The sequence below is a fragment of the Enterobacter cloacae complex sp. 402C9 genome (genome assembly GCF_050030745.1).
GTDB classification, from domain to species: domain Bacteria; phylum Pseudomonadota; class Gammaproteobacteria; order Enterobacterales; family Enterobacteriaceae; genus Enterobacter; species Enterobacter intestinihominis.
Window position 1 is genome coordinate 2,414,004 of record NZ_JBLGUW010000001.1, and the last position, 23,078, is coordinate 2,437,081.

A 23,078-nucleotide genomic window follows, 5' to 3' on the forward strand; every position below is an offset into this window, starting at 1 on the left:
CCTGTTTATAAACTATTTTCCCTTATGCATATGCGCAAAAGTGCTTTTTCGCCATACTCATCGTGTACATGAGGAGATCCTATGAGCCACTTTCGTCCTGTTGAATTACGTCATGCCAGCCGTCTTCTGAATCACGGTCCAACCGTGCTCATCACCAGCCGGGATGAGACCATCGATCGTCGCAACGTCATGGCCGCCGCATGGTCTATGCCGGTGGAATTTGAACCCCCGCGTATCGCGATTGTGGTAGACAAAAGCGCGTGGTCACGGGAGTTGATCGAACGCAGCGGGAAATTCGGCATTGTGATCCCCGGCGTGGCGGCAGCCAACTGGACCTGGGCGGTCGGCAGCGTCAGCGGGCGCGACGAGGATAAATTTAATTGCTACGGGATCCCGGTTATTCATGGCCCTGAGCTTGGTCTGCCGGTTATAGAAGAGAAATGTCTGGCGTGGATGGAGTGTCGGTTATTACCTGTCACTTCTGCGGCCGAGAAATATGACACCCTGTTTGGCGAAGTGGTTTCCGCCGCGGCAGATGAACGCGCATTTGTCGCCGGACGCTGGCAGTTTGACGGGGATAAGCTGAATACGCTGCATCATCTGGGGGCCGGGACGTTTGTGACGAGTGGGAAGATGGTGAAGGCGCTGGATTGATTTTTTAATTATACCCATCTGAATTATATGAAATTTCTATGGCATTTTATGTTTATCATAACGATGTTAAACGGAGGATATTTCAGAAGCTGTTGCATAAACAATCTTTCGTAAAGGAAATATCCATGTCATGGAACAAAGATGGCGCAATATCATATGCGAAATCACACGCGCAACCCAGCAGCACGGGTTATTGTGCTCGTTACGTAACAGAAGCTATCAGAGCGGGTGGTCGATTAAAAATCCCCAACACGCGTCTGGCAAAAGATATGGGGCGCACATTAGTCAATGCAGGCTTACCGCAACATACAACCTCATTACGAACTGTTCAGGCATGATTAATGAAACCACACTACTTTTTACTTTTCGCCCTGTCTCCGCTCGCGGCCGCAGAAAACATTTATGCACCGGGTCAGGCGGCGCTTAAATTCAATCAATGGTATATAGCGCAGTTAGATCAGAACAAACCGCCCGTACTCAATCCAGACATTATGAACGAATACGTAGCCTCAGGGACCATTGCAGCAATTAAAGAAATGTACTCTGGCGACAGTAGCGACAAAGATATGCCCGATGCGGATATGTTTATCAAAGCGCAGGACTGGGATGATGACTGGAATCAGATAACCGTCTTACATTCTGATTTTGACGCCGTTTGCACAAACGTCTATGTCGCATTTGGTAAGAAGCAAGATCATGTTATTGCAGATTGTCTCGTTGAAGAGCAAGGAAAATGGAAAGTGCGATCGGCGACGCTAATTAAGTAACAGGCATAAACTCCCTGTCGTAATAATAAAGGCACATGGTAGCCAAATGACTACCATGTGCAATTAATTAACTCTTCACGCGCTTCGCAATAATCTCATCCGCCACATTCCGCGGAGCTTCCGCAAAATGATGGAACTCCATCGTATACGTCGCGCGCCCCTGGGACATCGAGCGCAGCGTGGTGGCGTAGCCAAACATTTCAGCCAGTGGGACGTCAGCGCGAATAATCTGGCTGCCGTACTGCTCTGCCATCCCCTGCACCATGCCGCGGCGGGAGGAGAGATCGCCCATAATGTTCCCGGCATACTCTTCCGGCGTTTCCACCTCAACGTGCATCACCGGCTCAAGAATAACCGGATCCGCCCGCCGCGCGCCCTCTTTGAAGCCGAGGATCGCCGCCATGCGGAAGGCCATCTCCGAGGAGTCAACGTCATGGTAGGAACCAAACGTCAGGGTCGCTTTCACATCGACAACCGGATAGCCCGCCAGCACACCCGTATTCATGGCTTCTCGCAAGCCTTTTTCCACCGACGGGATGTACTCCCGCGGCACTACCCCGCCTTTGGTGGCATCTTCAAACACAAAACCACTTCCGGCTGCTATCGGCTCCAGACTCAGGACCACATGACCGTACTGCCCTTTCCCGCCGGACTGTCGGACAAATTTACCTTCAATATCCTTCACCGCTTTACGCAGGGTTTCACGGTAGGTGACCTGCGGACGACCAATGTTTGCCTCAACGCCAAACTCATGCTTCATGCGGTCAACGATGATTTCGAGATGCAGTTCGCCCATCCCGGAGATAATGGTCTGACCGGACTCTTCGTCCGTGTGCAGACGGAAAGACGGATCCTCCGCCGCCAGGCGCTGTAGGGCGATCCCCATTTTCTCCTGATCGGCCTTGGTTTTCGGCTCAATCGCCAGCGAAATAACCGGGTCCGGGAACTCCATCCGTTCAAGGGTGATCACCGCATTCGGGTCGGTCAGCGTGTCACCGGTGGTGACGTCTTTCAGCCCGACACAGGCTGCGATATCCCCTGTGCGCAGCTCGTCCACCTCATGGCGGTCGTTGGCATGCATCAGCACGATGCGCCCGATTCGCTCTTTTTTGCCCTTCACCGGGTTATACACCGCGTCGCCTTTGCGCAGTATGCCGGAATAGACGCGAATAAAGGTCAACTGTCCGACGTACGGATCGCTCATCAGCTTGAAGGCCAGCGCAGAGAATGGTTCATCATCGCTTGGGTGGCGCTCGGCGTGCTGTCCATCTTCGTCTACCCCATCAATAGCAGGCACGTCCAGTGGAGACGGCATCAATTCAATCACCGCGTCGAGCATGCGCTGCACACCCTTGTTCTTGAAAGCGCTGCCGCACAGCATGGGCTGTATTTCACCGGAGATCGTCCGGATCCGTAACCCTTTGATGATTTCCGCTTCATCCAGTTCGCCCGTCTCAAGGTACTTATCCATAAGCTCATCGCTGGCTTCTGCAGCAGACGAGACCATTTTTTCTCGCCACGTCTGCGCGGTGCTCAGCAGATCGTCGGGCACCGGCGCGTAGGTGAACGCCATGCCCTGGGTCGCATCATCCCAAAGAATGGTGCGCATCTTGATGAGATCAACCACGCCGGTGAAGTGTTCCTCTGCGCCCACGGGGATCACAATCGGGACCGGATTAGCTTTCAGCCGCTCCTGCATCATCCGCACCACGCGGAAGAAATCCGCACCCGGGCGGTCCATTTTGTTGACGAATGCCAGACGCGGGACGTGATATTTATTCGCCTGACGCCAGACGGTTTCCGATTGCGGCTGCACGCCGCCGACGGAGTCATAAACCATCACCGCGCCGTCGAGCACACGCATGGAACGTTCCACCTCAATGGTGAAATCCACATGCCCGGGGGTGTCGATAATATTGATGCGGTGCGGTTCAAAGCCTCTGTCCATGCCGGGCCAAAAACAGCTCACCGCCGCCGACGTAATGGTGATCCCGCGCTCCTGCTCCTGCGCCATCCAGTCGGTGGTTGCCGCGCCATCGTGTACTTCACCCAGCTTGTGGCTCATCCCGGTGTAAAACAGGATGCGCTCAGTGGTGGTTGTTTTGCCCGCATCGATATGCGCGGAGATACCGATGTTGCGATAACGTTCGAGTGGAATGGGTCGGGGCATGATATTTCCTTACGTCTTCATGACGGGTTTGTGACGACCAGGATAGTCGCGTGTTTGTTCGTTTGTTATAATAGTCCTATTGTACGAGTATTATCGAACTATTTTTTAACGGTTGACCTATTGTTGATATAGCTCAATCTCACGCGAGACGCAGGAAAACAATGATCCCAAACCACCCGGAACCCGAACAAATACTGCTGGAAAATGTGCTGTTCGCCCTCGGCAATCCGCTGCGGCTGGCGATTATTCGACGGCTGGCCGACGGCAGTGAGCTGAGCTGCAACGCGCTGCGCCCGGACGAGGTGGTGAAATCAACCATGACTCACCACTGGCGTGTACTGCGCGACAGCGGCGTGATCTGGCAGCGCCCGCAGGGGCGCGAGAATATGATTTCACTGAGAAGAGAAGATCTGGACGCCCGCTTTCCGGGGCTGATGGCGATCCTGTTACAGTCGAAATCATAAGCGCTCTGACTGTTGCCCTTCGGCCAGCGCGCGCAGCGTAGCTTTGAGCCAGTTCGTGACGCCTCGTTTCCCGCTGCGCTTGTGCGAATAAATTTTTACTTCAAACGGACTGATGTGGAACGGTAAATCAAAAATTTTAATACGGGTAGCTGGCAGCAGCTTTTCAGCGGCGAATCGAGGTAACGCCATCAGCAGATCGCTTTCTGCAATAACAAACGGGGCGCTGAGCATAGACGGGGTTTTGATCGCAATGTGTCGGGTATAACCCATGCGTTCCAGCTGCAAATCCAGCACCCCCTGCTTCTCATTCCACGGCGTAACCACAAGATGCCGGGCGGCGAGATAATCCTCCAGCGTGAGCGCGCTCCGGCTCGCATTGCTAATCACCACATATTCATCTTCGAACCAGCTGATCTCTTCCAGCTCCGGGTACCGGCGATCCTCAATGGTGCTGAATCCCAGGGCCAAATCCACCTCTCCTGCCAGTAATTCCGTCAACGCCGGGCTGTGCGGCAAATATCGTAATTCCAGACGCAAGCCAGGCGCCGCATGTTGAAGCGTATTCATGAGCGCAGGGAATATGCAGAACGCGGTAAAGTCCGTTATCGCGATCTGCAAACACGCTGTACTGATAGCAGGATCAAATTCCGGCTGCGGCGACAGCTCCTGGTCGAGATATTTCAGGGCCGATGCAATAACTGGCGCAAGCTGGGTGGCATAGACGCTGGGACACATTCGATGTCCTTCCCGGTAGAACAGCGGGTCGTTGAGCGAAACACGCAGCCGTGACAGGGCATGGCTGAGCGCCGAGGTGCTCATCGCCAGCTCATCTGCCGCAAGTCGAACGGAACTGTGGCGATAAATCGCGTCAAAAACCGGCAGAAGGTTTAAATCAAGGCGCCTTAAGGCTGGATGCATAATATTCATCATTTATTGATTTCATTGCACTTAATTCTTCTGACATTAGCCTTTATGCTTATCCCCATCAACTACAAACAAAGATAAAGGGAACGGAATGAGCATTACGATTCGTCAGGCGCGACCTGAAGATGCAGCGGCAATATACGATATGATTTACGAACTCGCAGTCTATGAAAAAGCGCCAGAAGAAGTGGTCACCACGCCGGACGAAATCCGTAAAACGCTGTTTGGTGCAGACAGTAAAACCGAAGCGCTGGTTGCCGAATATGCAGGCCATGCTGTGGGGTATGCCGTTTTTTTCACCAGCTATTCCACCTGGCTTGGCCGCAACGGCATCTATATGGAAGATTTGTATGTCTCCCCGGAATACCGCTGCAAGGGTGCGGGAAAAGCACTGCTTAAAAATATCGCGCAATGCGCAGTGGAACGTCACTGCGGCCGGCTGGAATGGAGCGTGCTTGACTGGAACCAGTCTGCAATTGATTTTTATCTGAGCATCGGCGCGGTACCGCAGTCCGAATGGGTACGCTATCGTCTTGATGGCGAGGCATTGCGGGCATTTGCTGAGTAGCAATGCCATCGCGTGAAACGCCCCTCTTTCTAAGGGGCATAATGTCAATGAAAGCGTTGCTGAAGCACGGTATATCTGAGAAAGAGATTACCGCCTTTTTTGTCTTCTCTGAGACGTTCGACGATTCAGCGACCGAGGCTCATTCCGGCTGCGTCAGGCTGTAGACGGGGATCCGCCGGGTTGTCATCGTTAGCGTATCAAACACCTCAGTCTCTGACGTCACAATCCTCGTGCCCGTTTTTCTTAGCCTCTGCACATCGGCCGCGATGCGCTGAATGCCAAACCAGAAAAGCCCGTCGAGCGCCGTTACAGATAGTCCATTTTCGAGTGCCAGTTTGAGTCGTTCCCTGGGCGCTTTCACCTGCTGTGCAATTTGCCGGTAAGGTACTTCACTTCCGCCAGTGCTGTCGCTTCGCTGGATCCGCGTTTTCAGGTGATAGGTAAATTCGTCAGGAACGCCTTCCAGGTCCTGTTTAAGGCTGTAAACGCAGCCAAACCGCTTGCCGTTGAACAGGACATTTTTTTGACTGAGCTGGAACTCATTTCTGATCCCATCAATCAACTGCGGGGCGCGGGTGAGGAGTAACCGGAAGGGAAGCTCAAAGCTGGTCACATAATCCACATTCAGCAGCGCGAGACGCAAACGCTCTTCCGCACCGGATTTTTGCTCGCGACACTCGCGCATCACTTCTGCCCACTGGCGGGTCAGACGTTCTGGCTCGGCGACTTCGGTGAGGAGATATTTTTCAAGCTGATAGTCGACTCTTCCGGTCATATTTTGCATCCCGACAAGGTGGATGCGGTAATTCTATCCAGCGGCGCAGATTTTATAAAGGGCGGAGCGCAACGGCATCCGCCCCCTGTGTTACTGCTGGATACTCGACCGATCCGACATATCGCTGGCAGCGAAAGTTCTGACTGAGGACTGGACCTGTTTTTTTCGCGCATACCGGTCCGGTTGCCCTTCAGGACGCGTTTTGAAGCGACGATGCAGCCACATATATTGCTCGGGTGCCATCATCACCGCACGCTCAATCGCCCTGTTCATCTGCGTAGCCACGGCCACTTTATCGCCTCCCTGCAAGGTATCGCTAATATCGTCCAGGATAATCAGCTCATACCCTGTGCCGTCTGCTTTTCTGCGTGGTACAAACGGGATCACGGCCGGTCTGGCACTTTTCACCAGCATATAGCTCCCGGCAGTTGTCGCGGCGTCCGGGACGGCAAAAAACGGCACAAACACGCTATTCGTTTTTCCATAGTCGTGATCCGGGGCATACCAAAGGATCTCATTTTGCTTAAGCGCGCGGATCATGCCCTTCAAATCGTAACGGTCGAGCATGGTTTTATTGGAACGCAGACGACCGCGCGTCTGTAGCCAGTCGAGCAACGCATTGTTGTTGGGACGATAGACGCCAATACCCGCGTTGAGCATGCCAAAGATGCGTGCGCCTAATTCCAGCGTGAGAAAATGCATGCCAATGAGCACCACGCCCCTTCCTTGCGCCCGTGCCTGTTCCATATGTTCGTAGCCGGTCACGCTGAAGTGTTTGCGCACGCGCCAGTCAGGCCAGAACCACGCGATGCCCGTTTCGATGACGCCCATTCCAACCGATTCAAAATTACGCTCAAGCAAACGCTCGCGCTCACCCTCTTTCATCTCCGGAAAGCAAAGCTCAAGATTTCGTCTGGCGATTTCCACGCGGCGTGGAAGCAGACGCATGGCCAGACGCCCGAGTCCGTGCCCTGCTTTTAACAGAAGCGAATATGGGAGCTGGACCGTACACCAGAGTGCGGCGATGCCTGCCCAACTGAGCCAGTAACGAGGATGAATAAAGGCGAGTGAAAACCGAGGTAATTTTGTCATGAAAAAATTATCCTTTTACTATCTGTACTTAATCTGGTGCAGTTGTAGTGCTTACCTGCTGATTTAACGAATATTGTTCGGAGGAGTGAATTGTAGCGGAAACGTTGTGCTGTTTATTATCGATTTTTGCGAAAGGAATGAAAGGCGGGGATCGCCGGGTGATACTGCACCACCCGGCAGGCGAGTTACATCGAATAGCCGGGCTTCTTAATCAGTTCATCCAGTTTAGGTCCAATCTCGGTATCCCAAACCTGCGCCTTCCAGTCAGCTTCCTGGACTTCGTGAAGCGCCACGGAGATTGAGCGATCTTTGCTGTTCAGATGACGGACTATCGTTTCGGCGATATCCGCCGCCAGGGCCGTTTTTTGTTCGTCAGTCAGATCGCGTGGAAAACATTTGATATCAACGTGAGGCATGGGCAGGGCTCCTTTTATAGGTTAGCGTTCCACGTTATCAGATTATGTCGTTAGCTTTTAGCACCTTGTGCAGTTCTGGCAACGCGCAGACGGCATCCGCGATGGCGGTGATATTAGGTGCGTTGGTGGTAAACCACTCATGACCTGGCCCCCAGGTACGCACGACGGCAATATAGACGTCAAGCAGCGTTAGCTGTTGGCCAAAGGCATAAGGCGAGGCGCTGAGCTGGCTGTCAAACCACAGATAGAGGGATTTCCGGTACTCAATACAGTTTTTCTTCAGCTGTTCCGGGGCATCAGGCACCCAGCGTTCCGGGTAATCTGCATACGTAAAGGTGGGATAGACGTTCGCCACAAACCAGATGAGCAGGCGCTGAAACTGCTGGCGCTCGGCCTGCCCAACGGGCGGCGCGAGGTCGGGTCGTCTGTTGAGCACCATCAGGGCGATCGCCGCGGTTTCCGTCACGATCGCCCCGTTTTCCAGCTCCAGCGTCGGCACCTGGCACAGCGGGTTCAGTTTCAACAGCAATTCGCGCTGCGGGCCGGGCTGGTCAAACCCATCCACGTTGACGAACTGATACGGGATGTCTGCCAGAGTCAGCATCACCTCACTGATTGCCGATCCCCAGCCGGGTACGCCATAGAGTTTGATCATGTTGCCTCCTCAGGGATGAAAACCCTAAGTGTATACCCGTCATACTTCAAGTTGCAGGTGCGTTGGCTGCATTCACTCACCCCAGTCACGTACTTATGTACGCTCCCGGGGATTCGTTCCCTTGCCGCCTTCCTGCAACTCGAATTATTTAGGGTATAGAGCACCATTAGTAGGTTATCCCGGGTGGATTAACGTCTGAAGACGTCACTGCTTCGCCCGCTTCCCCCCAGCGCGCCAGCACCTTTTGATAATCCCCGCGCTTAATCGCACCGTCCAGCGCAGCCTGCAACGCATACACCAGCCCATTGCCTTTTTTGGTTGTGGTGGCGACATAGGCTTTCTTCGGGCCTAATCCCACGACGCGGGTTTTGCCGGTTAACGCGGCTTTGTAGGCCGAAACGGACTGCGGTCCAAAGAAGACATCCGCCCTGCCGGACTGAATATAGAGATTGCCTGAGGCGTCGTCGGTCAGATAAACCGGCAACGCAGGCTCGCGTCCGGCCTTTTTATTCTCTTCGTTCCAGCCCAGCAGAATACGTTCCTGATTGGTGCCTGACCCGACAATCACCTTTTTACCGGCCAGATCTTTCGCACTGGTGATCGACTGTACGTTGCTGGTGGATTTCACCGAGAAGGCCAGGGAATCGACGCGATAGGTTGCAAAATCGAACTTCTCCTTACGTTGCTCGGTGACGGCGATATTCACCAACGCCACGTCATAGCGCCCGGAAGTGATCCCCAGCGGCCAGTCTTCCCACGCCGTTGGCACCAGCTTCAGCTTCAGCCCCAGACTGCCCGCCAGCAACCGGGCGATATCCGGGTCGCTGCCAATACGGGTGCGGTTATCACTGGCCAGCAGCGCCAGCGGCGGAGAATTCAGGGCTGAAATCGCCACCGTGAGGGTACCCGGCTCAACAAATTTATAGTTCGCCGGGATTTTCGCCACTGCCTGTTGATCAACCGTCACTGGCAGCGGCTGTTCGTTGGCCTTTAAATCAATGCTGGCGTGGCTCGCTGTCGTGAAGACCAGCCCCGCCAGGAGTCCATATTTCATCTGCGCTCCTTACAGCACTTTTGAGAGGAACTGGCGCGTTCGCGGATGCAACGGTCGGTTTAACACGTCGTCGCTGCTGCCCTGCTCCACAATTTTACCGTCGACCATAAATACCACCTGGTCCGCCACTTCCCGTGCAAAGCCGATCTCATGGGTGACCACCACCAGCGTAGTGCCGGAGCGGGCGAGCTTTTTAATCACGTCCAGCACTTCGCCAACCAGTTCCGGATCCAGCGACGAAGTTGGCTCATCAAACAGCATCACGCGCGGGCGCAGCGCCAGCGCGCGGGCAATGGCAATGCGCTGCTGTTGGCCGCCGGAGAGGTGACGCGACCAGGCATCGGCTTTATCGCGCAGACCTACCACATCCAGAAGGCTGTAGGCGTTTTCAATAGCCTCTTTTTTACTGAACTTTTTATGCGCGATGGGTGCTTCAACCAGGTTTTCCAGCACCGTAAGATGCGGAAAAAGATTGAAGTTCTGAAACACGTACCCAACGTTGACGCGCTGTTTGAGGATCTCTTTCTCTTTGAGCTCGTAGAGTTTGTCACCCTGACGGCGATAGCCGATGTAATCCCCGTCAATCTGGATAAAGCCTTCGTCTACGCGCTCCAGATGGTTAATAGTGCGCAGCAGCGTCGATTTTCCCGATCCAGAGGGTCCGAGGATCACCGTCACGGAGCCCGGTGGGATCTCAAGCGTGACGTTATCGAGCGCTTTATGTCGGCCAAAAAACTTACTGACGCCGGTTATGGAAATGTGTCCTTCAGGAGAGGCTTGCATGAACGGGCTCCTGTGCTGACGAAGTGGTGACGGAACGCGCGCGGCTGGTCGCCCGGCTCTGGTTTACGGCGGAGCGGCGCTCGCTGCGGGCGAGTCCACGCTCAATAACATGCTGGATGGCAGACAGTACGGTGGTGATCACCAGATACCAGACGGCCCCCACCATCAACAGCGGGATCACCTCCTGGGTGCGGTTGTAGATCATCTGGATCGTGTAGAACAGTTCCGGCATCGCCAGCACGTAAACCATCGCCGTCCCTTTGGCGAGGCTGATGATTTCGTTAAACCCGGACGGCAGGATGGTGCGCAGCGCCTGGGGGAGAATTATGCGCACGGTGCGACGCCACGCCGGCAGACCCAGCGCAGCGGCCGCCTCATACTGACCGTGGTCGACCCCAAGGAAGCCCCCGCGAATGATCTCCGCCGTATAGGCGCTCTGCACCAGCGTCAGCCCCACGATGGCGGTAGAAAACTGCCCGAGAACGTTGATGGTTTCAAAGCTGCCCCAGGTAATGCCGGTAAAAGGCACGCCGAGAGAGAGCGTGTCGTAGAGATAGGAGAAGTTATAGAGGATAATCAGTACCACGATCAGCGGCAGCGATCGGAACAGCCAGATGTAACCCCACGCCAGGCTCCTCAACAGCCATGATGACGAGAGCCGCGCCAGAGCCAGCATGCCGCCAATCACCACGCTCAGTACGGTGCTTATCAACGTCAGCAGCAGCGTCTGTCCGACGCCTTCGAGGATCACCGGGTCAAAGAACCAGCGGGCAAATACCGCCCATTCCCAGCGCGGATTAAAGGCCACGGATTGGATCACGACCGCCAGCACAAACAGCGCCACCACGGCGCCAGCAGCGCGCAGCGGATAACGTGCCGGGACCACTTTTATGGTTTCAACGTTGCTCATCGTCGCTCCTTATGCGGTTTTGCTGAGCGCTTCGCGGATCAGCGTCTTGGTGAAACGCAGCCGACCGTCGAACGGCGGCTGGCTATACTCTTCCGGGTCGCGGTTGAGATCGAACTGCGGCTGATACCCCTGACTGAGATAGAGCCGCACCGCCTCCGGCTGACGAAACCCCGTAGTCAGGTAGATGTGGCTGTAGCCCGCCAGCACCGCCCGGCGCTCCAGCTCCTGTACCACGCGCGCGGCCAGTCCCTGCTGGCGCAGCGTTTTATTCGTCCAGATACGTTTGATCTCTGCGGTATGTTCGTCGAAGGGCTTGTACGCCCCGGTGGCGACGATCTCACCCTCGCGCTCCAGGACGATAAACAGCCCCTGCGGCGCCAGGTACCACTCTGTCAGCTCGACTTCCGCATCCTTTGAAAAGTAGTCGCCGTAACGAGCGGCGTACTCACCGAAAAGCCCCGCGATAATGGGCTGAAGATCGGCATCTTCCGGCGAAACGTCACGAAATTGTTCGCGCATAGCGCCTCCTTAATCGCCCAGACCCGCCGGGTTAACTTCGGAACTGGAGATACGCTCCACGCCTTCCCCCCAGCGGTTTAGCACTTTGTCGTAATCTCCGTTCTTGATCGCGCCGTTCAGCGCGGTTTGTACCGGTTCGACCAGGCCGCTGCCTTTTTTCAGCGTCACCGCGATATGCGCCGCCTTCGGCCAGCCGCCGTCGACGCTGCCGACAAGTTTGGTTTTACCGTTAAGCGCCGCTTTCCAGGCGCCGATCACGTTCGGGCCAAAGTAGGCGTCCGCGCGTCCCGACTGAAGCGCCAGCGTTTGGGCCGCGTCGTCTTTGGTGTAGATCGGCGTAAAGGGTTTAAGCCCTTTTTTGAGGTTCTCTTCGTTCCATGCCAGCAGAATGGCTTCCTGGTTGGTGCCGGAACCCACGATGATGCGCAGCCCGGCGATATCCTCTGCCTTCACAAGCGAGTTGATGGGACTGGTGGATTTCACGTAGAAGCCAAGTGAATCCTTGCGATAGGTGGCGAAGTCGAACTTCTCTTTGCGCGCTTTGGTGACGGTGATGTTGCTGATAGCCGCATCGTATTTCCCGGAGGCCACCCCCAGCGGCCAGTCCTCCCAGGAGGTGGGAACCACGTTCAGCTCCAGCCCAAGGCTGTCCGCCACCAGACGCGCAATGTCGACCTCACTTCCCAGCAGGGTCTTGTTGTCGTCGGAAAAGACCGTCAGCGGCGGTTGATTCAGTCCCGCTACCGCCACGGTAAATTTCCCCGGCACGGCAAAGCGATAGTCGTTCGGCAGTTGCGCGATCGCATCGCTGTTTTTGGCGGTATTGATCGGCGTTTTATTGGCCTCAATGCTCACGCCGGTGCCGTTAATATTGACGTTCTCTGCCCAGACGGCAGGGGTAAAAGCCAGCGCAAGCGCCAGAATAAGCGATGATTTCTGCATAGCGTTTTTCTCTTTTATTGTTGTGTGAACTGATTTTTGGGCTCGTCTAAGCCCAGACTTTCGCGCAGCGTGGTGCCGGGATAGTCGGTGCGGAACAGGCCGCGCGCCTGTAAAAGGGGGACCACCTGGTCGACAAAGCGCGGGAAGGTGTCCGGCGTACCGCCCTGAATGATGAAGCCATCCGCCGCCTTCTCCTCGAACCAGGCCTGTAAACCATCGGCCACCTGCTCCGGTGTGCCGGAAAAACGCGGGCGCGGCGATGCGGCTTCCAGCGCGACCTGACGCAGAGTTAAGTTGCGCTCACGGGCGTTACGCTTGATTTCATCGGTGGTGCTGCGGAAGCTGTTTTTGCCCAAATCGCCAATATCCGGGAACGGCGCGTCGAGGGAATACTGGCTGAAGTCGTGATGCTCGAAATAACGTACAAGGTAATTCAGCGCATCATTAATGGAGACCAGTGCCGCCGTGGTTTGATACTGGTTTTCTACGTCATCGGCGTCGTTTCCAACAATCACGCTGACGCCCTGGAATATATATAAATCCCCTGCGCGGCGGCCGTGACTTTCCAGCTGCTGTTTAACATCGTGGTAAAAAGCCTGGGCTTCTTCCAGCGTGTCATGGTGGGTAAAAATCGCGTCAGCATGTTTTGCCGCCAGCTTTTTACCGTCGTCGGACGCACCAGCCTGAAAGACAATCGGACGTCCCTGCGGGGTGCGGCCAATATTCAGCGGGCCGGAAACCTGGAAGAAATCACCGTGGTGATCCAGAGTATGCAGTTTCGACGCATCAAAGAACTGTCCGCTCTCTTTATTGCGGATAAAGGCATCCCCTTCCCAGGAGTCCCACAGCCCTTTCACCACGTCGAGATACTCATCGGCAATGCGGTAGCGCAGCGCATGCTCCGGGTGTTTTTCGCGGGAGAAGTTCTTCGCTGACCCTTCCAGCGGCGACGTCACCACGTTCCAGCCCGCGCGTCCGTTGCTCAGGTGATCGAGGCTGGCGAACTGGCGTGCAGCGGTGAAAGGCTCGCTGTACGAGGTGGATAACGTGCCGACCAGCCCCAGGCGCGAGGTGATACTCGCCAGCGCGGACAACAGCGTCAGCGGCTCAAAGCGGTTTAAAAAATGCGGAATGGATTTCTCGTTAATATAAAGACCGTCGGCCACAAATATAAAGTCGAGCTTGCCCTCTTCTGCTTTTAAAGCCGTTTCTTTGACGAAATCAAAATTAATGCTGGCATCCGCGACCGCCGCCGGGTGGCGCCAGGCAGACATATTTCCGGATGCACCATGCAAAATGGTCCCCAGCCGCAATTGACGATGTGCAGACATATTCACCTCAAATTAATTAAACGTGTTGCAGGGCTTTTTCCGCGAGCTGAGCAAAATAGCGGGCAGCGGGTTCGATTAATGCTTCGTCCGGGTTAAATGCCGGGTGATGTAACCCAAACGGACTGTTGCTGCCAATGCTGACAAACGCGCCGGGTATGTTTTGCAGATAGACCGCGAAATCCTCCCCGCCCATGTGCAGTTCCGCATGCCGGGTTTCATATCCCGCTTCGCGCGCGACCGAGGTGGCAAACCCGGCCCAGTGTTCATCGTTCACCAGCGCGGTGGGCCCGGCGTACCAGGTGATGTTGATCTGCGCGCTAAAGGCGCTGGCAAATCCGGCGGCGATTTCACCGACGCGCGCTTTGACGTTCTGCTGCACTTCCGTACGGTGCGTGCGCAGCGTGCCCTCCAGCTCAACGCTTTCCGGCAGCACGTTCCAGGTATTCCCCCCGGCGATGCGCGTCACGCTCAGAACAACCGAATCCAGCGTATTGACGTTACGGCTGGCAACGCTTTGCAGCGCGGTCACCAGCTGGCTTGCCAGCACGATGGCGTCGTTGCCTTCATGGGGACGTGCGGCATGCGCGCCTTTGCCGGTAACATGAATAACGAAGCGATCGACGTTCGCATAGAATGGGCCGCCGCGCGTAGCAAACTCGCCGACCGGCAGTGAAGGCTCGTTATGCATTCCGAAAATCGCGCGTACGTCACGTAACGCCCCGGCCCGCACCATACTTTTTGCTCCGCCGAAATTCTCTTCCGCAGGCTGGAACAGGATCCGCACGCGACCGTTGAGCGAGGCTTCCCGCTCCTTTAGCTTTAACGCAGCGCCGAGGATCACGCTGGTGTGGATGTCATGGCCACAGGCATGCATCACCCCCGCACGCCGGGAGCTAAACGGCACCCCACTGCGCTCGTCGATGGGTAACGCGTCGATATCGGCGCGCAGCGCAACCAGTGCGTTGCCCGTGCCGATCTCCGCAACCAGCCCGGTCTGGAGATCGTAAGGCAGCGGTGCAATCCCGGCCGCCGTCAGCCACTCGCGCAGGCGCGCCGTTGTTTCGACCTCCTGACCGGAGAGTTCAGGGTTCTGGTGCAGCTCACGGCGCCAGGCAATCAGTTGTTCGCTAAAGCTCATACGGTCACCTCCCTGTTAAATCGCGCCTCGGCCAGCAGTCGCAGTGACTGCACGCGCGTTGCGCCATCAGCGACCGGCGTGTCGATGATAAATTCGTCAATTCCCCACTGCTGATGCAGCGCGTTGAGCTGTTCAAGCACCGAATCCGCCGTTCCGGCCAGCAGAGACTGCGCCCGACGCGCGATGCGCACCGGGTCACTCCCCGCCTGCCGCGCAAAGGCGTAGGCCTGTTCTTCGCTGGCCACGGTGACGCGCTGTCCGTTTACCAGTTCCACGCCCCACACTTCAACCTTCTGCGCCAGCGCATCGGCCTCAGCCTGGGTTGGGGCAACAATGACCTGCACGGCCACAATCACCTCCCGGACGCTGTGTTGACGCCACGCTGTGACGACCTCGCGCAGCAGCTCAGGATCACCGTTCAGATGGGCGGCAAAGACAAAATGCCAGTCGAGGGAGGCCGCCAGTAGCGCGCTTTCGGTACTGGCGCCCAGCAGAAATCCTCGGGCAGGCACCGGCGGCAGCGGCGTGGCGCGAACGTCCTCCTCCGCTGACTGATTTTCAGGGCGGATCCAGCGATCAAGCTGCGTCAGTTGTTCAGTAAAGCTGCCTTTTTCCTGCGGATTTAGGCCGTACTGCAAGGCGCGGGTAGAAAGCGGCAGACCGCCGGGCGCTTTGCCAACGCCCAGATCAACCCGGCCCGGCGCAATGGCGGCCAGTACGTTAAAATTTTCGGCGACTTTATAGGGGCTGTAATGTTGCAGCATGACGCCGCCTGAGCCCACGCGAATACGTTTTGTTTGCCCCAGGATCCAGGCAATCAGCAGCTCCGGCGAGGGGCTGGCAAGCTGCGGGGTATTGTGGTGTTCGGCAATCCAGAAGCGGTGATAACCCAGCGTTTCTGCCTGTTGCGCCAGTGCTAAGGTTCGCGCCAGCGCATCGGCGGCTGTTTCGTGTTCTGCGACGGGGCTTTTATCCAGAATGCTGATTCGCCATGACATGTTGCGTTCTCGTTTGACTTAACATGTCGTCATTATTAAAGGCGGATTTCACCTCTGAGAAACAATTAATTTACATTTGGATTGCCGGAAATCAGCTATAGCTTACCGCTACTCGTTCGGATACTGCTCGTCGGTGACCTTCTCCAGCCATGCCACCGGGCTCCCGTCGACAGCTTCTGCGATGGCGATATGGGTCATGGCCGTCTGCACGCTTGCACCGTGCCAGTGCTTCACGCCGGGTGGGATCCAGGCGATATCACCCTGATTCAGCGGTTCCGCCTCTTTCCCCCACTCCTGTAACCAGCCGCGCCCCTGCGTCACGATCAGCGTTTGTCCAAGAGGATGCGTATGCCAGGCGGTACGTGCGCTGGGTTCAAAGGTGACGGTCGCGCCGCCGACTTTTGCCGGTTCAGTCGCCTGGAAAGGTGCGTCAATGCGCACGCTGCCGGTAAACCAGGCCTCTGGCCCATGAACGGAAGGTAGCGAACCGCTACGGATAATTTTCATGATCTACTCCTCGTTTGCTATTGCGTTAACAGTAGCGTAAAGCCATGGGGAGCATTAGAGTGCATAATCAGAAAGGAACTATGAGTTCAATTCATAAATAGGATAAGCCGCCATGTTAAAAGACAACTTCAACGATCTGCTCTTCTTTATGGTTGTCGCCCGGGAGCGCAGCTTTACCCGCGCCGCGGCGCAGCTTGGGGTATCTCAGTCGGCGCTCAGTCACGCAATGCGCAATCTGGAAGCGAGGCTGGAAGTCCGTCTGTTAACCCGCACCACCCGCAGCGTGGCCCCTACCGAGGCCGGCGAGCAACTCTTCATGCGCTTAAGCCCCCATCTGCTGGAGATCGAGCAGGAACTTACCGCGCTGCGTGATACCCGCGACAGACCTGCCGGGAATATTCGCCTAACCGCCGGGGAGCACGCCATGTCTGCCGTGCTGTGGCCTGTGCTTAAACCCTTTATGGCGCAGTATCCTGACATCAACGTTGAAGTCACGGTGGACGATGGGCTGACAGATATTGTCGATGGCCGCTTTGACGCGGGGGTGCGTCTGGGTGAGCAGGTGGCGAAAGATATGATTGCGATACGTATTGCCCCGGACATGCGCATGGCGGTCGTCGGGTCGGCAGACTATTTGCATCGTTTCGGGGTACCGGAAACGCCGGAGCAGCTTGATCAGCACCGCTGCATTAATATGCGCCTGCCCACACGCGGCGGATTATTTGCCTGGGAATTTGAACGGGACGGACGTGAGCTGCGCGTGCGGGTTGACGGCCAATTGATCCTCAACAGCCTGCCGCAACGCATTGATGCCGCCGAAAACGGTCTGGGGCTGGCGTACGTCCCGGAAGATGCGGTTCAGGACGCCCTTGCTGAGGGCCGGTTAGTGCGTGTGCTTGAAGCCTGGTGTCCGGCTTTTGCCGGTTATCATCTCTATTATCCGAGCCGCCGCCAGCACACTTCCGCGTTTTCATTACTTATCGCAGCTCTGCGGCATCCATAAGCTCTACCTATAGGTAACTATTAAGTAAACCTGATGATTAAATCAGCATTCACAGACCTTTTTGCCTAAAAAAACGTCACGATTCAGCGCGTTGTGATCGCAGTCTGCTCTGACCACACGATTTCCTTCGACGAGCATCACTTTCGGCACGGTTATATTTTGCGTCGCTTATCAATTGCGGGTAGGATGCCTCGCCATGTTTTGCCTTATCCATACACAGAATGACTGGAAAGGCAGCATGTGTCTGCGCAGAAGCAATCGTTTGTTTCGGCTTCTGCCAGGCAGGACTATCACGTTAATGGTTCAGACAGGCAAACAGGTAACTCAATGAAAACAAGCAATAAAAGCGCAGCCGATCATCATGCTGCTAAACGTCGCTGGTTGAACTCTCATGAAGAGGGCTATCACAAGGCGATGGGCAACCGTCAGGTGCAGATGATCGCCATCGGCGGCGCTATCGGTACAGGTCTTTTTTTAGGTGCAGGCGCACGTCTGCAAATGGCTGGCCCCGCTCTCGCCCTGGTCTATCTGGTGTGCGGGATCTTCTCTTTCTTCATTCTTCGCGCCCTCGGCGAGCTGGTGCTCCACCGCCCTTCCAGCGGTAGCTTTGTCTCTTACGCCCGTGAATTTCTCGGTGAAAAGGCCGCGTATGTCGCGGGCTGGATGTACTTCGTTAACTGGGCAATGACCGGTATCGTCGATATCACCGCCGTTGCGCTGTACATGCACTACTGGGGCGCGTTTGGCGATGTGCCGCAGTGGGTGTTCGCCCTCGGGGCGCTGGCAATCGTCGGGACCATGAACATGATCGGCGTGAAATGGTTCGCCGAGATGGAGTTCTGGTTCGCGCTGGTGAAGGTGCTGGCCATTGTGATCTTCCTGGTGGTCGGGACCGTATTCCTCGGCACCGGTAAACCGCTGGACGGCAACGCCACCGGCTTCCACCTGATTACCGATAACGGTGGTTTCTTCCCGCACGGCCTGCTGCCAGCGCTGGTTCTGGTCCAGGGCGTGGTATTCGCCTTTGCCTCCATCGAACTGGTCGGTACGGCGGCAGGTGAATGTAAAGATCCGCAGACGATGGTGCCAAAAGCCATCAACAGCGTGATCTGGCGTATCGGTCTGTTCTATGTGGGCTCCGTGGTATTGCTGGTACTGCTGCTGCCGTGGAATGCATACCAGGCGGGGCAAAGTCCGTTTGTGACCTTCTTCTCTAAGCTGGGCGTGCCGTACGTGGGCAGCATCATGAACATCGTGGTACTGACTGCCGCGCTCTCCAGCCTGAACTCCGGGCTCTATTCGACGGGCCGTATCCTGCGCTCCATGTCGATGGGGGGCTCTGCGCCGAAGTTTATGTCGAAGATGAGCAAGCAGCAGGTGCCTTACGCGGGTATTCTGGCTACGCTGGTGGTGTATATCTTTGGCGTGTTCCTGAACTATCTCGTGCCGTCTCAGGTGTTTGAGATCGTGCTGAACGTCGCTGCGCTGGGCATCATCGCCTCCTGGGCCTTTATCGTGGTGTGTCAGATGCGTCTGCGCAAAGCAATTAAAGAAGGGAAAGCGGCTGACGTCAGCTTCAAGCTGCCGGGCGCGCCGGTAACATCCTGGCTTACCCTGCTATTCCTGTTGAGCGTGCTGGTGCTGATGGCGTTCGACTACCCTAACGGCACCTACACCATCGCTACAATCCCGCTGCTGGCGGTGCTGTTGATTGCTGGCTGGTTTGGCGTGCGTAAACGCGTGAATGAAATCCACAGTACCGCCCCGGTTCATCCTGGAGATGACAAACAGGATGGTCCGCTGGTGGAAGAGACGTCGCGTTAATAAAAAAGCCGGGTGGCGGCTACGCCTTACCCGGCCTGCATTTCATTGTTTTCCAGGCCCGGTAAGCGCAGCGCCACCGGGCAATTCCCACCTTAAAGCGCGATACGGATCACATCGTCAGGCTGAGTGGCTTCCTGCTGACGGGTAGACTTCTGTTTCACCGTCACGTACAGCGTTTTACCGTCCGCAGACAGCGCCAGGCTGTTCGGGTAAACCGGCGTATCGAAGGTTTTGGTCACTTTGTAAGTTTTGGCGTCAATCACGCTCACCTTGCCCGCCTCGCGGTGCGTCACATAGGCTTCGTTACGCGCCGGGTTAAACAGCACGGCCAGCGATTCTGGCGCGGCGATTTTCTGCATTACGCTGCCATCTTTCAAATTCACCACCAGCACTTCAGGCTGTTTTGAATCCGTCACAAACGCACGCTGGCCGGCAGTGTCCAGGCTCAGGTTCAGGTAGAAGTGCTCTTTTCCGTCTTCCTGTACTTTCTTACGGCTGAGGATTTTGTTGGTCGCGGTATCAATGGTCACCAGCTCACCGTCCGCATTGGTGGTATACAGGCGTTTTGCCTTCGCATCCAGCGCCAGTCCGGTGCTGAACGTGCCGGTGTTCGTGATGGTGTCCTTCAGCTTCAGCGTTGCGCCATCAATAACCCAGATCACGCTCTCCTTGCCGATGCCGGTAATGTATACCGTATTGGTCGTGTCATCGGCCACCAGCTGGCGCGGCTGAAGCGGCTTCACCGTGTCGCTACGTTTGCGATCGTCCAGCACCAGGCGCCCTTTCACCTCGCTCGTTTTGGCGTCAATCGCCGTCACGGCACTGTTGACGGTGTTACCGAACCACAGCGTCTGGGTGGCGTTATCGATCGTGGCGCCAAACGGCTTGAGATCGTTATGAATCGCCTGCGTCACTTCCAGCGTGACCGGATCCAGACGATAGACCACGCCGCCCTTATCGGTTTTGCGGCTTTGTGACGTCGCAACCCACAGCGCGTTTTCCTGCTGGCTGACGGCCATTTCATACGCGCCCTTGCCGACCGCTTTGCGCAGCATCTCTTCAGCGGCATGAACCTGGAACGTACCGGCAAACAGTAAAGAGCCCAACAGCAGAGACCCACGCAGGCACGGCGAGCACAGATGACGTAAAGACATAACAATTCCTTTTTAAATGAGGAGATTTACCGCTGACATCGCTTCCGGCGGGCAAAGTCATCGCTTTGCCGTTATTTTAATGAGAATAGTAATCATTAATGAGTTGAATGTGGAGTCTTTCTTTCCTGCAAAACCTTACATTCACGAAATGTGCGGTTATAGTTTTCATAACATTTACAAAGGATTTAACATATATACACAGGTTCCAGTTGATTTGGTTCGAATTTTTTCTTAACCGGCTTACTCCATGAAAATTATTACTGCCCATAAGGCCTCACTCCCCCTGTTGTTCGTTCCCGTCATTTTTGGCCCGCTGAGTGCGATGGCCGCGGATGAACAGACCATGATCGTCAGCGCCACGCCGCAAACCGTCTCAGAACTGGACACCCCGGCCGCCGTCAGCGTGGTGAGCGGCGAGGATATGCGACATGCCACACCGCGCATCAACCTTTCTGAATCCCTTGGGAGCGTACCTGGCCTGCAAATCCAGAACCGCCAGAACTATGCTCAGGATCTGCAACTTTCTGTTCGCGGATTCGGCGCGCGCTCAACCTTCGGCGTGCGCGGGATCCGCATGTACGTGGACGGCATTCCGGCAACCATGCCCGATGGCCAGGGGCAGACATCAAACATTGACCTCAACAGCATAGAGAGCGTCGACGTGCTGCGCGGCCCCTTCTCTGCCCTGTACGGTAATGCCTCCGGCGGCGTGATCAACATCAACACCCAGACCGGACAACAGCCAGCCACCATTGAAGCCAGCAGCTATTACGGCAGCTACGGCACCTGGCGTTACGGCATGAAGGCCACCGGGGCGGTGGGTGATGGTACTCAGGCGGGCGATGTGGATTACGCCGTATCCACTACCCGTTTCACCACCCATGGCTATCGCGACCACAGCGGCGCGCGCAAAAACCTCGCCAACGCGAAACTGGGCGTGCGTATTGATGATGTCAGCAAGCTGACGCTGATTTTTAACAGCGTGGACATGAAAGCCAACGATCCGGGCGGACTGAGCTATCAGGAGTGGCAGAACAACCCGCGCCAGTCACCGCGTGGCGATCAGTACAACACGCGTAAGACCATTAAGCAGACCCAGGCCGGGATCCGCTACGACCGTCAGCTGAGCGAACAGGACGACCTCAGCGTGATGATGTATGCCGGTGAGCGTGAAATGACTCAGTACCAGTCCATTCCGGCGTCCACTCAGCGCGAGAATCCTGCGCATTCGGGCGGTGTGATTGATATGCAGCGTCACTATCAGGGTATTGATACGCGCTGGACCCACCGCGGTGAGCTGCTGGTTCCGGTGACATTCACCACCGGGCTGAACTACGAAAATATGAGTGAAAATCGTCGCGGGTATGAGAACTTCGTTATGGACAACGGCGTGCCGGATTATGGCGTGAAGGGTAATAAACGCCGTGACGAACGCAATCTGATGTGGAACCTGGATCCCTACCTGCAAACCCAGTGGCAGCTAACGCAAAAACTGTCCTTAGAGGCGGGCGTACGTTATAGCTCCGTCTGGTTTGACTCCAATGATCGTTACATTACCCCGCAAAACGGTGATGACAGCGGCGACGCCAGCTACCACAAATGGCTCCCGGCAGGTGCGGTGAAATACGCCGTGACCGACGCATGGAACCTGTATGCCGCGGCAGGACGGGGATTTGAGACGCCGACCATCAACGAACTTTCCTACCGTTCTGATGGCAAAGGTGGCCTCAATATGAACCTGCAACCGTCCACCAACAACACCTATGAGATTGGCAGCAAAACCCGCATCGGCAATGGCATCCTGACGGCGGCGCTGTTCCGCACGGATACCGACAACGAGATCGTGGTGGACGAAAGCAAGGATGGTCGCACGACTTATAAAAACGCGGGAAAAACGCGCCGTCAGGGTGTGGAAATTGCGCTCGACCAGCAGTTTGCCGAGAACTGGAAGCTGAAGATGGCGTGGACCTATCTTGATGCCACCTACCGCACCAACGTCTGTAGCAATGCAGACTGTAGCGGCAACCGGATGCCGGGGATCGCCCGTAACATGGGATATGCGTCGTTTGGCTGGGAGCCTGAGGAAGGCTGGTACGCAGGGGCAGATGCCCGCTACATGAGCGATGTCATGGCCAACGATACCAACACCGCTAAAGCGCCCTCTTATACCGTTGTGGGCCTGAATACCGGCTATAAACTCAACTACGGCAAATGGGGAATGGACGTCTTTGGTCGCGTCGATAACCTGTTCGATAAAGAGTACGCCGGTTCAGAGATTGTTAACGCTGGCTACAACCGCTATTACGAACCTGCCCCTGGTCGTAACTATGGCGTGGGCCTGTCGGTCTCTTATCGTTTTGAGTAAACCATTCTCCGGCAGCGCACGTTGCCGGTAAAAAAATAAGCAAAATAACATCATTCCCGGTTGCC

22 protein-coding genes and 1 pseudogene are annotated in these 23,078 nt (G+C 55.9%); 8 read left to right on the plus strand and 15 right to left on the minus strand.

The features are described 5' to 3' along the window. Positions 1–81: 81 nt before the first annotated feature. The 3 genes from ACQG1K_RS11510 to ACQG1K_RS11520 are packed head-to-tail and all read left to right on the plus strand — an operon-like array spanning position 82 to position 1,421. Positions 82–654 carry a flavin reductase family protein gene (locus tag ACQG1K_RS11510; protein ID WP_023300182.1) on the plus strand — a complete coding sequence of 191 codons (573 nt, stop codon included), beginning with the start codon at positions 82–84 and terminating at the stop codon, positions 652–654. A gap of 38 nt (positions 655–692) precedes the next feature. Next, positions 693–992, plus strand: a complete 300-nt coding sequence (locus ACQG1K_RS11515) for a hypothetical protein (protein ID WP_367074470.1) — start codon at positions 693–695, stop codon at positions 990–992. 3 nt (positions 993–995) lie between these two features. Beyond that, positions 996–1,421, plus strand: coding sequence for a DUF3828 domain-containing protein (locus ACQG1K_RS11520; protein WP_032624198.1), 426 nt, complete (start codon positions 996–998; stop codon positions 1,419–1,421). Positions 1,422–1,488: 67 nt separating this feature from the next. Here the strand turns inward: ACQG1K_RS11520 and fusA are convergent, their stop codons facing one another. Beyond that, a complete protein-coding gene (fusA, locus tag ACQG1K_RS11525; protein WP_367074468.1) occupies positions 1,489–3,591 on the minus strand; it encodes an elongation factor G in 2,103 nt (700 codons plus the stop codon). 161 nt (positions 3,592–3,752) lie between these two features. On the opposite strand from fusA, the gene ACQG1K_RS11530 reads away from it, so the two are divergent. After that, positions 3,753–4,055, plus strand: coding sequence for an ArsR/SmtB family transcription factor (locus ACQG1K_RS11530; RefSeq protein WP_022648218.1), 303 nt, complete (start codon positions 3,753–3,755; stop codon positions 4,053–4,055). Here the strand turns inward: ACQG1K_RS11530 and ACQG1K_RS11535 are convergent. Then, on the minus strand, positions 4,050–4,985 hold the full coding sequence (locus tag ACQG1K_RS11535; RefSeq protein ID WP_022648219.1) for a LysR family transcriptional regulator: 936 nt from the start codon (positions 4,983–4,985) through the stop codon (positions 4,050–4,052). The genes ACQG1K_RS11530 and ACQG1K_RS11535 overlap by 6 nt on opposite strands. 85 nt (positions 4,986–5,070) lie before the next feature. On the opposite strand from ACQG1K_RS11535, the gene ACQG1K_RS11540 reads away from it, so the two are divergent. Then, on the plus strand, positions 5,071–5,547 hold the full coding sequence (locus ACQG1K_RS11540; protein WP_367074466.1) for a GNAT family N-acetyltransferase: 477 nt from the start codon (positions 5,071–5,073) through the stop codon (positions 5,545–5,547). 139 nt (positions 5,548–5,686) lie between these two features. Here ACQG1K_RS11540 and ACQG1K_RS11545 read toward each other — a convergent pair whose 3' ends face one another. From ACQG1K_RS11545 to ACQG1K_RS11600, 12 genes and pseudogenes are all read right to left on the minus strand, one after another. Continuing rightward, positions 5,687–6,322, minus strand: coding sequence for a helix-turn-helix domain-containing protein (locus tag ACQG1K_RS11545; RefSeq protein WP_063137839.1), 636 nt, complete (start codon positions 6,320–6,322; stop codon positions 5,687–5,689). A gap of 90 nt (positions 6,323–6,412) precedes the next feature. Beyond that, on the minus strand, positions 6,413–7,414 hold the full coding sequence (locus ACQG1K_RS11550) for a Kdo(2)-lipid IV(A) acyltransferase (protein ID WP_045308161.1): 1,002 nt from the start codon (positions 7,412–7,414) through the stop codon (positions 6,413–6,415). Positions 7,415–7,599: 185 nt separating this feature from the next. Then, positions 7,600–7,830, minus strand: coding sequence for a tautomerase PptA (gene pptA / locus ACQG1K_RS11555; RefSeq protein WP_022648223.1), 231 nt, complete (start codon positions 7,828–7,830; stop codon positions 7,600–7,602). Between the two features lie 37 nt (positions 7,831–7,867). Next, complete coding sequence (locus ACQG1K_RS11560) at positions 7,868–8,485, minus strand: glutathione S-transferase family protein (protein WP_367074463.1); 618 nt, start codon at positions 8,483–8,485, stop codon at positions 7,868–7,870. 166 nt (positions 8,486–8,651) lie between these two features. Next, entirely contained in the window at positions 8,652–9,539 is an 888-nt protein-coding gene (locus ACQG1K_RS11565; protein ID WP_022648225.1) for a transporter substrate-binding domain-containing protein, read from the minus strand. Between the two features lie 9 nt (positions 9,540–9,548). After that, positions 9,549–10,322: an amino acid ABC transporter ATP-binding protein gene (locus ACQG1K_RS11570; RefSeq protein ID WP_367074462.1), complete on the minus strand. Its 774-nt coding sequence runs from the start codon at positions 10,320–10,322 to the stop codon at positions 9,549–9,551. After that, the gene (locus tag ACQG1K_RS11575) at positions 10,306–11,232 is read right to left on the minus strand and encodes an amino acid ABC transporter permease (protein ID WP_367074460.1); all 927 of its coding nucleotides are present in this window, start codon (positions 11,230–11,232) and stop codon (positions 10,306–10,308) included. Before ACQG1K_RS11575 ends, ACQG1K_RS11570 begins: the two co-directional genes overlap by 17 nt. 9 nt (positions 11,233–11,241) lie before the next feature. Beyond that, positions 11,242–11,751 (minus strand): GNAT family N-acetyltransferase, encoded by a 510-nt coding sequence (locus ACQG1K_RS11580; protein WP_058646550.1) that lies wholly within the window; start codon positions 11,749–11,751, stop codon positions 11,242–11,244. Between the two features lie 9 nt (positions 11,752–11,760). After that, positions 11,761–14,024, minus strand: a pseudogene (locus ACQG1K_RS11585) (NtaA/DmoA family FMN-dependent monooxygenase). A 16-nt stretch (positions 14,025–14,040) separates the two neighbouring features. Continuing rightward, positions 14,041–15,162 carry an amidohydrolase gene (locus ACQG1K_RS11590; protein ID WP_017382285.1) on the minus strand — a complete coding sequence of 374 codons (1,122 nt, stop codon included), beginning with the start codon at positions 15,160–15,162 and terminating at the stop codon, positions 14,041–14,043. Further along, a complete protein-coding gene (locus tag ACQG1K_RS11595; protein ID WP_023306275.1) occupies positions 15,159–16,160 on the minus strand; it encodes an MsnO8 family LLM class oxidoreductase in 1,002 nt (333 codons plus the stop codon). Before ACQG1K_RS11595 ends, ACQG1K_RS11590 begins: the two co-directional genes overlap by 4 nt. Positions 16,161–16,268: 108 nt before the next feature. Continuing rightward, positions 16,269–16,667 carry a (R)-mandelonitrile lyase gene (locus tag ACQG1K_RS11600; protein ID WP_150311749.1) on the minus strand — a complete coding sequence of 133 codons (399 nt, stop codon included), beginning with the start codon at positions 16,665–16,667 and terminating at the stop codon, positions 16,269–16,271. A 112-nt stretch (positions 16,668–16,779) separates the two neighbouring features. On the opposite strand from ACQG1K_RS11600, the gene ACQG1K_RS11605 reads away from it, so the two are divergent. Further along, entirely contained in the window at positions 16,780–17,670 is an 891-nt protein-coding gene (locus ACQG1K_RS11605; RefSeq protein ID WP_367074458.1) for a LysR family transcriptional regulator, read from the plus strand. A 327-nt stretch (positions 17,671–17,997) separates the two neighbouring features. After that, on the plus strand, positions 17,998–19,494 hold the full coding sequence (ansP, locus tag ACQG1K_RS11610; protein ID WP_022648235.1) for an L-asparagine permease: 1,497 nt from the start codon (positions 17,998–18,000) through the stop codon (positions 19,492–19,494). Positions 19,495–19,586: 92 nt separating this feature from the next. Here ansP and ACQG1K_RS11615 read toward each other — a convergent pair whose 3' ends face one another. Further along, positions 19,587–20,648 carry a YncE family protein gene (locus ACQG1K_RS11615; RefSeq protein WP_367074456.1) on the minus strand — a complete coding sequence of 354 codons (1,062 nt, stop codon included), beginning with the start codon at positions 20,646–20,648 and terminating at the stop codon, positions 19,587–19,589. A gap of 247 nt (positions 20,649–20,895) precedes the next feature. On the opposite strand from ACQG1K_RS11615, the gene pqqU reads away from it, so the two are divergent. Continuing rightward, positions 20,896–23,013 (plus strand): TonB-dependent receptor PqqU, encoded by a 2,118-nt coding sequence (pqqU, locus tag ACQG1K_RS11620; protein WP_045308170.1) that lies wholly within the window; start codon positions 20,896–20,898, stop codon positions 23,011–23,013. The last annotated feature ends 65 nt before the right edge of the window (positions 23,014–23,078 follow it).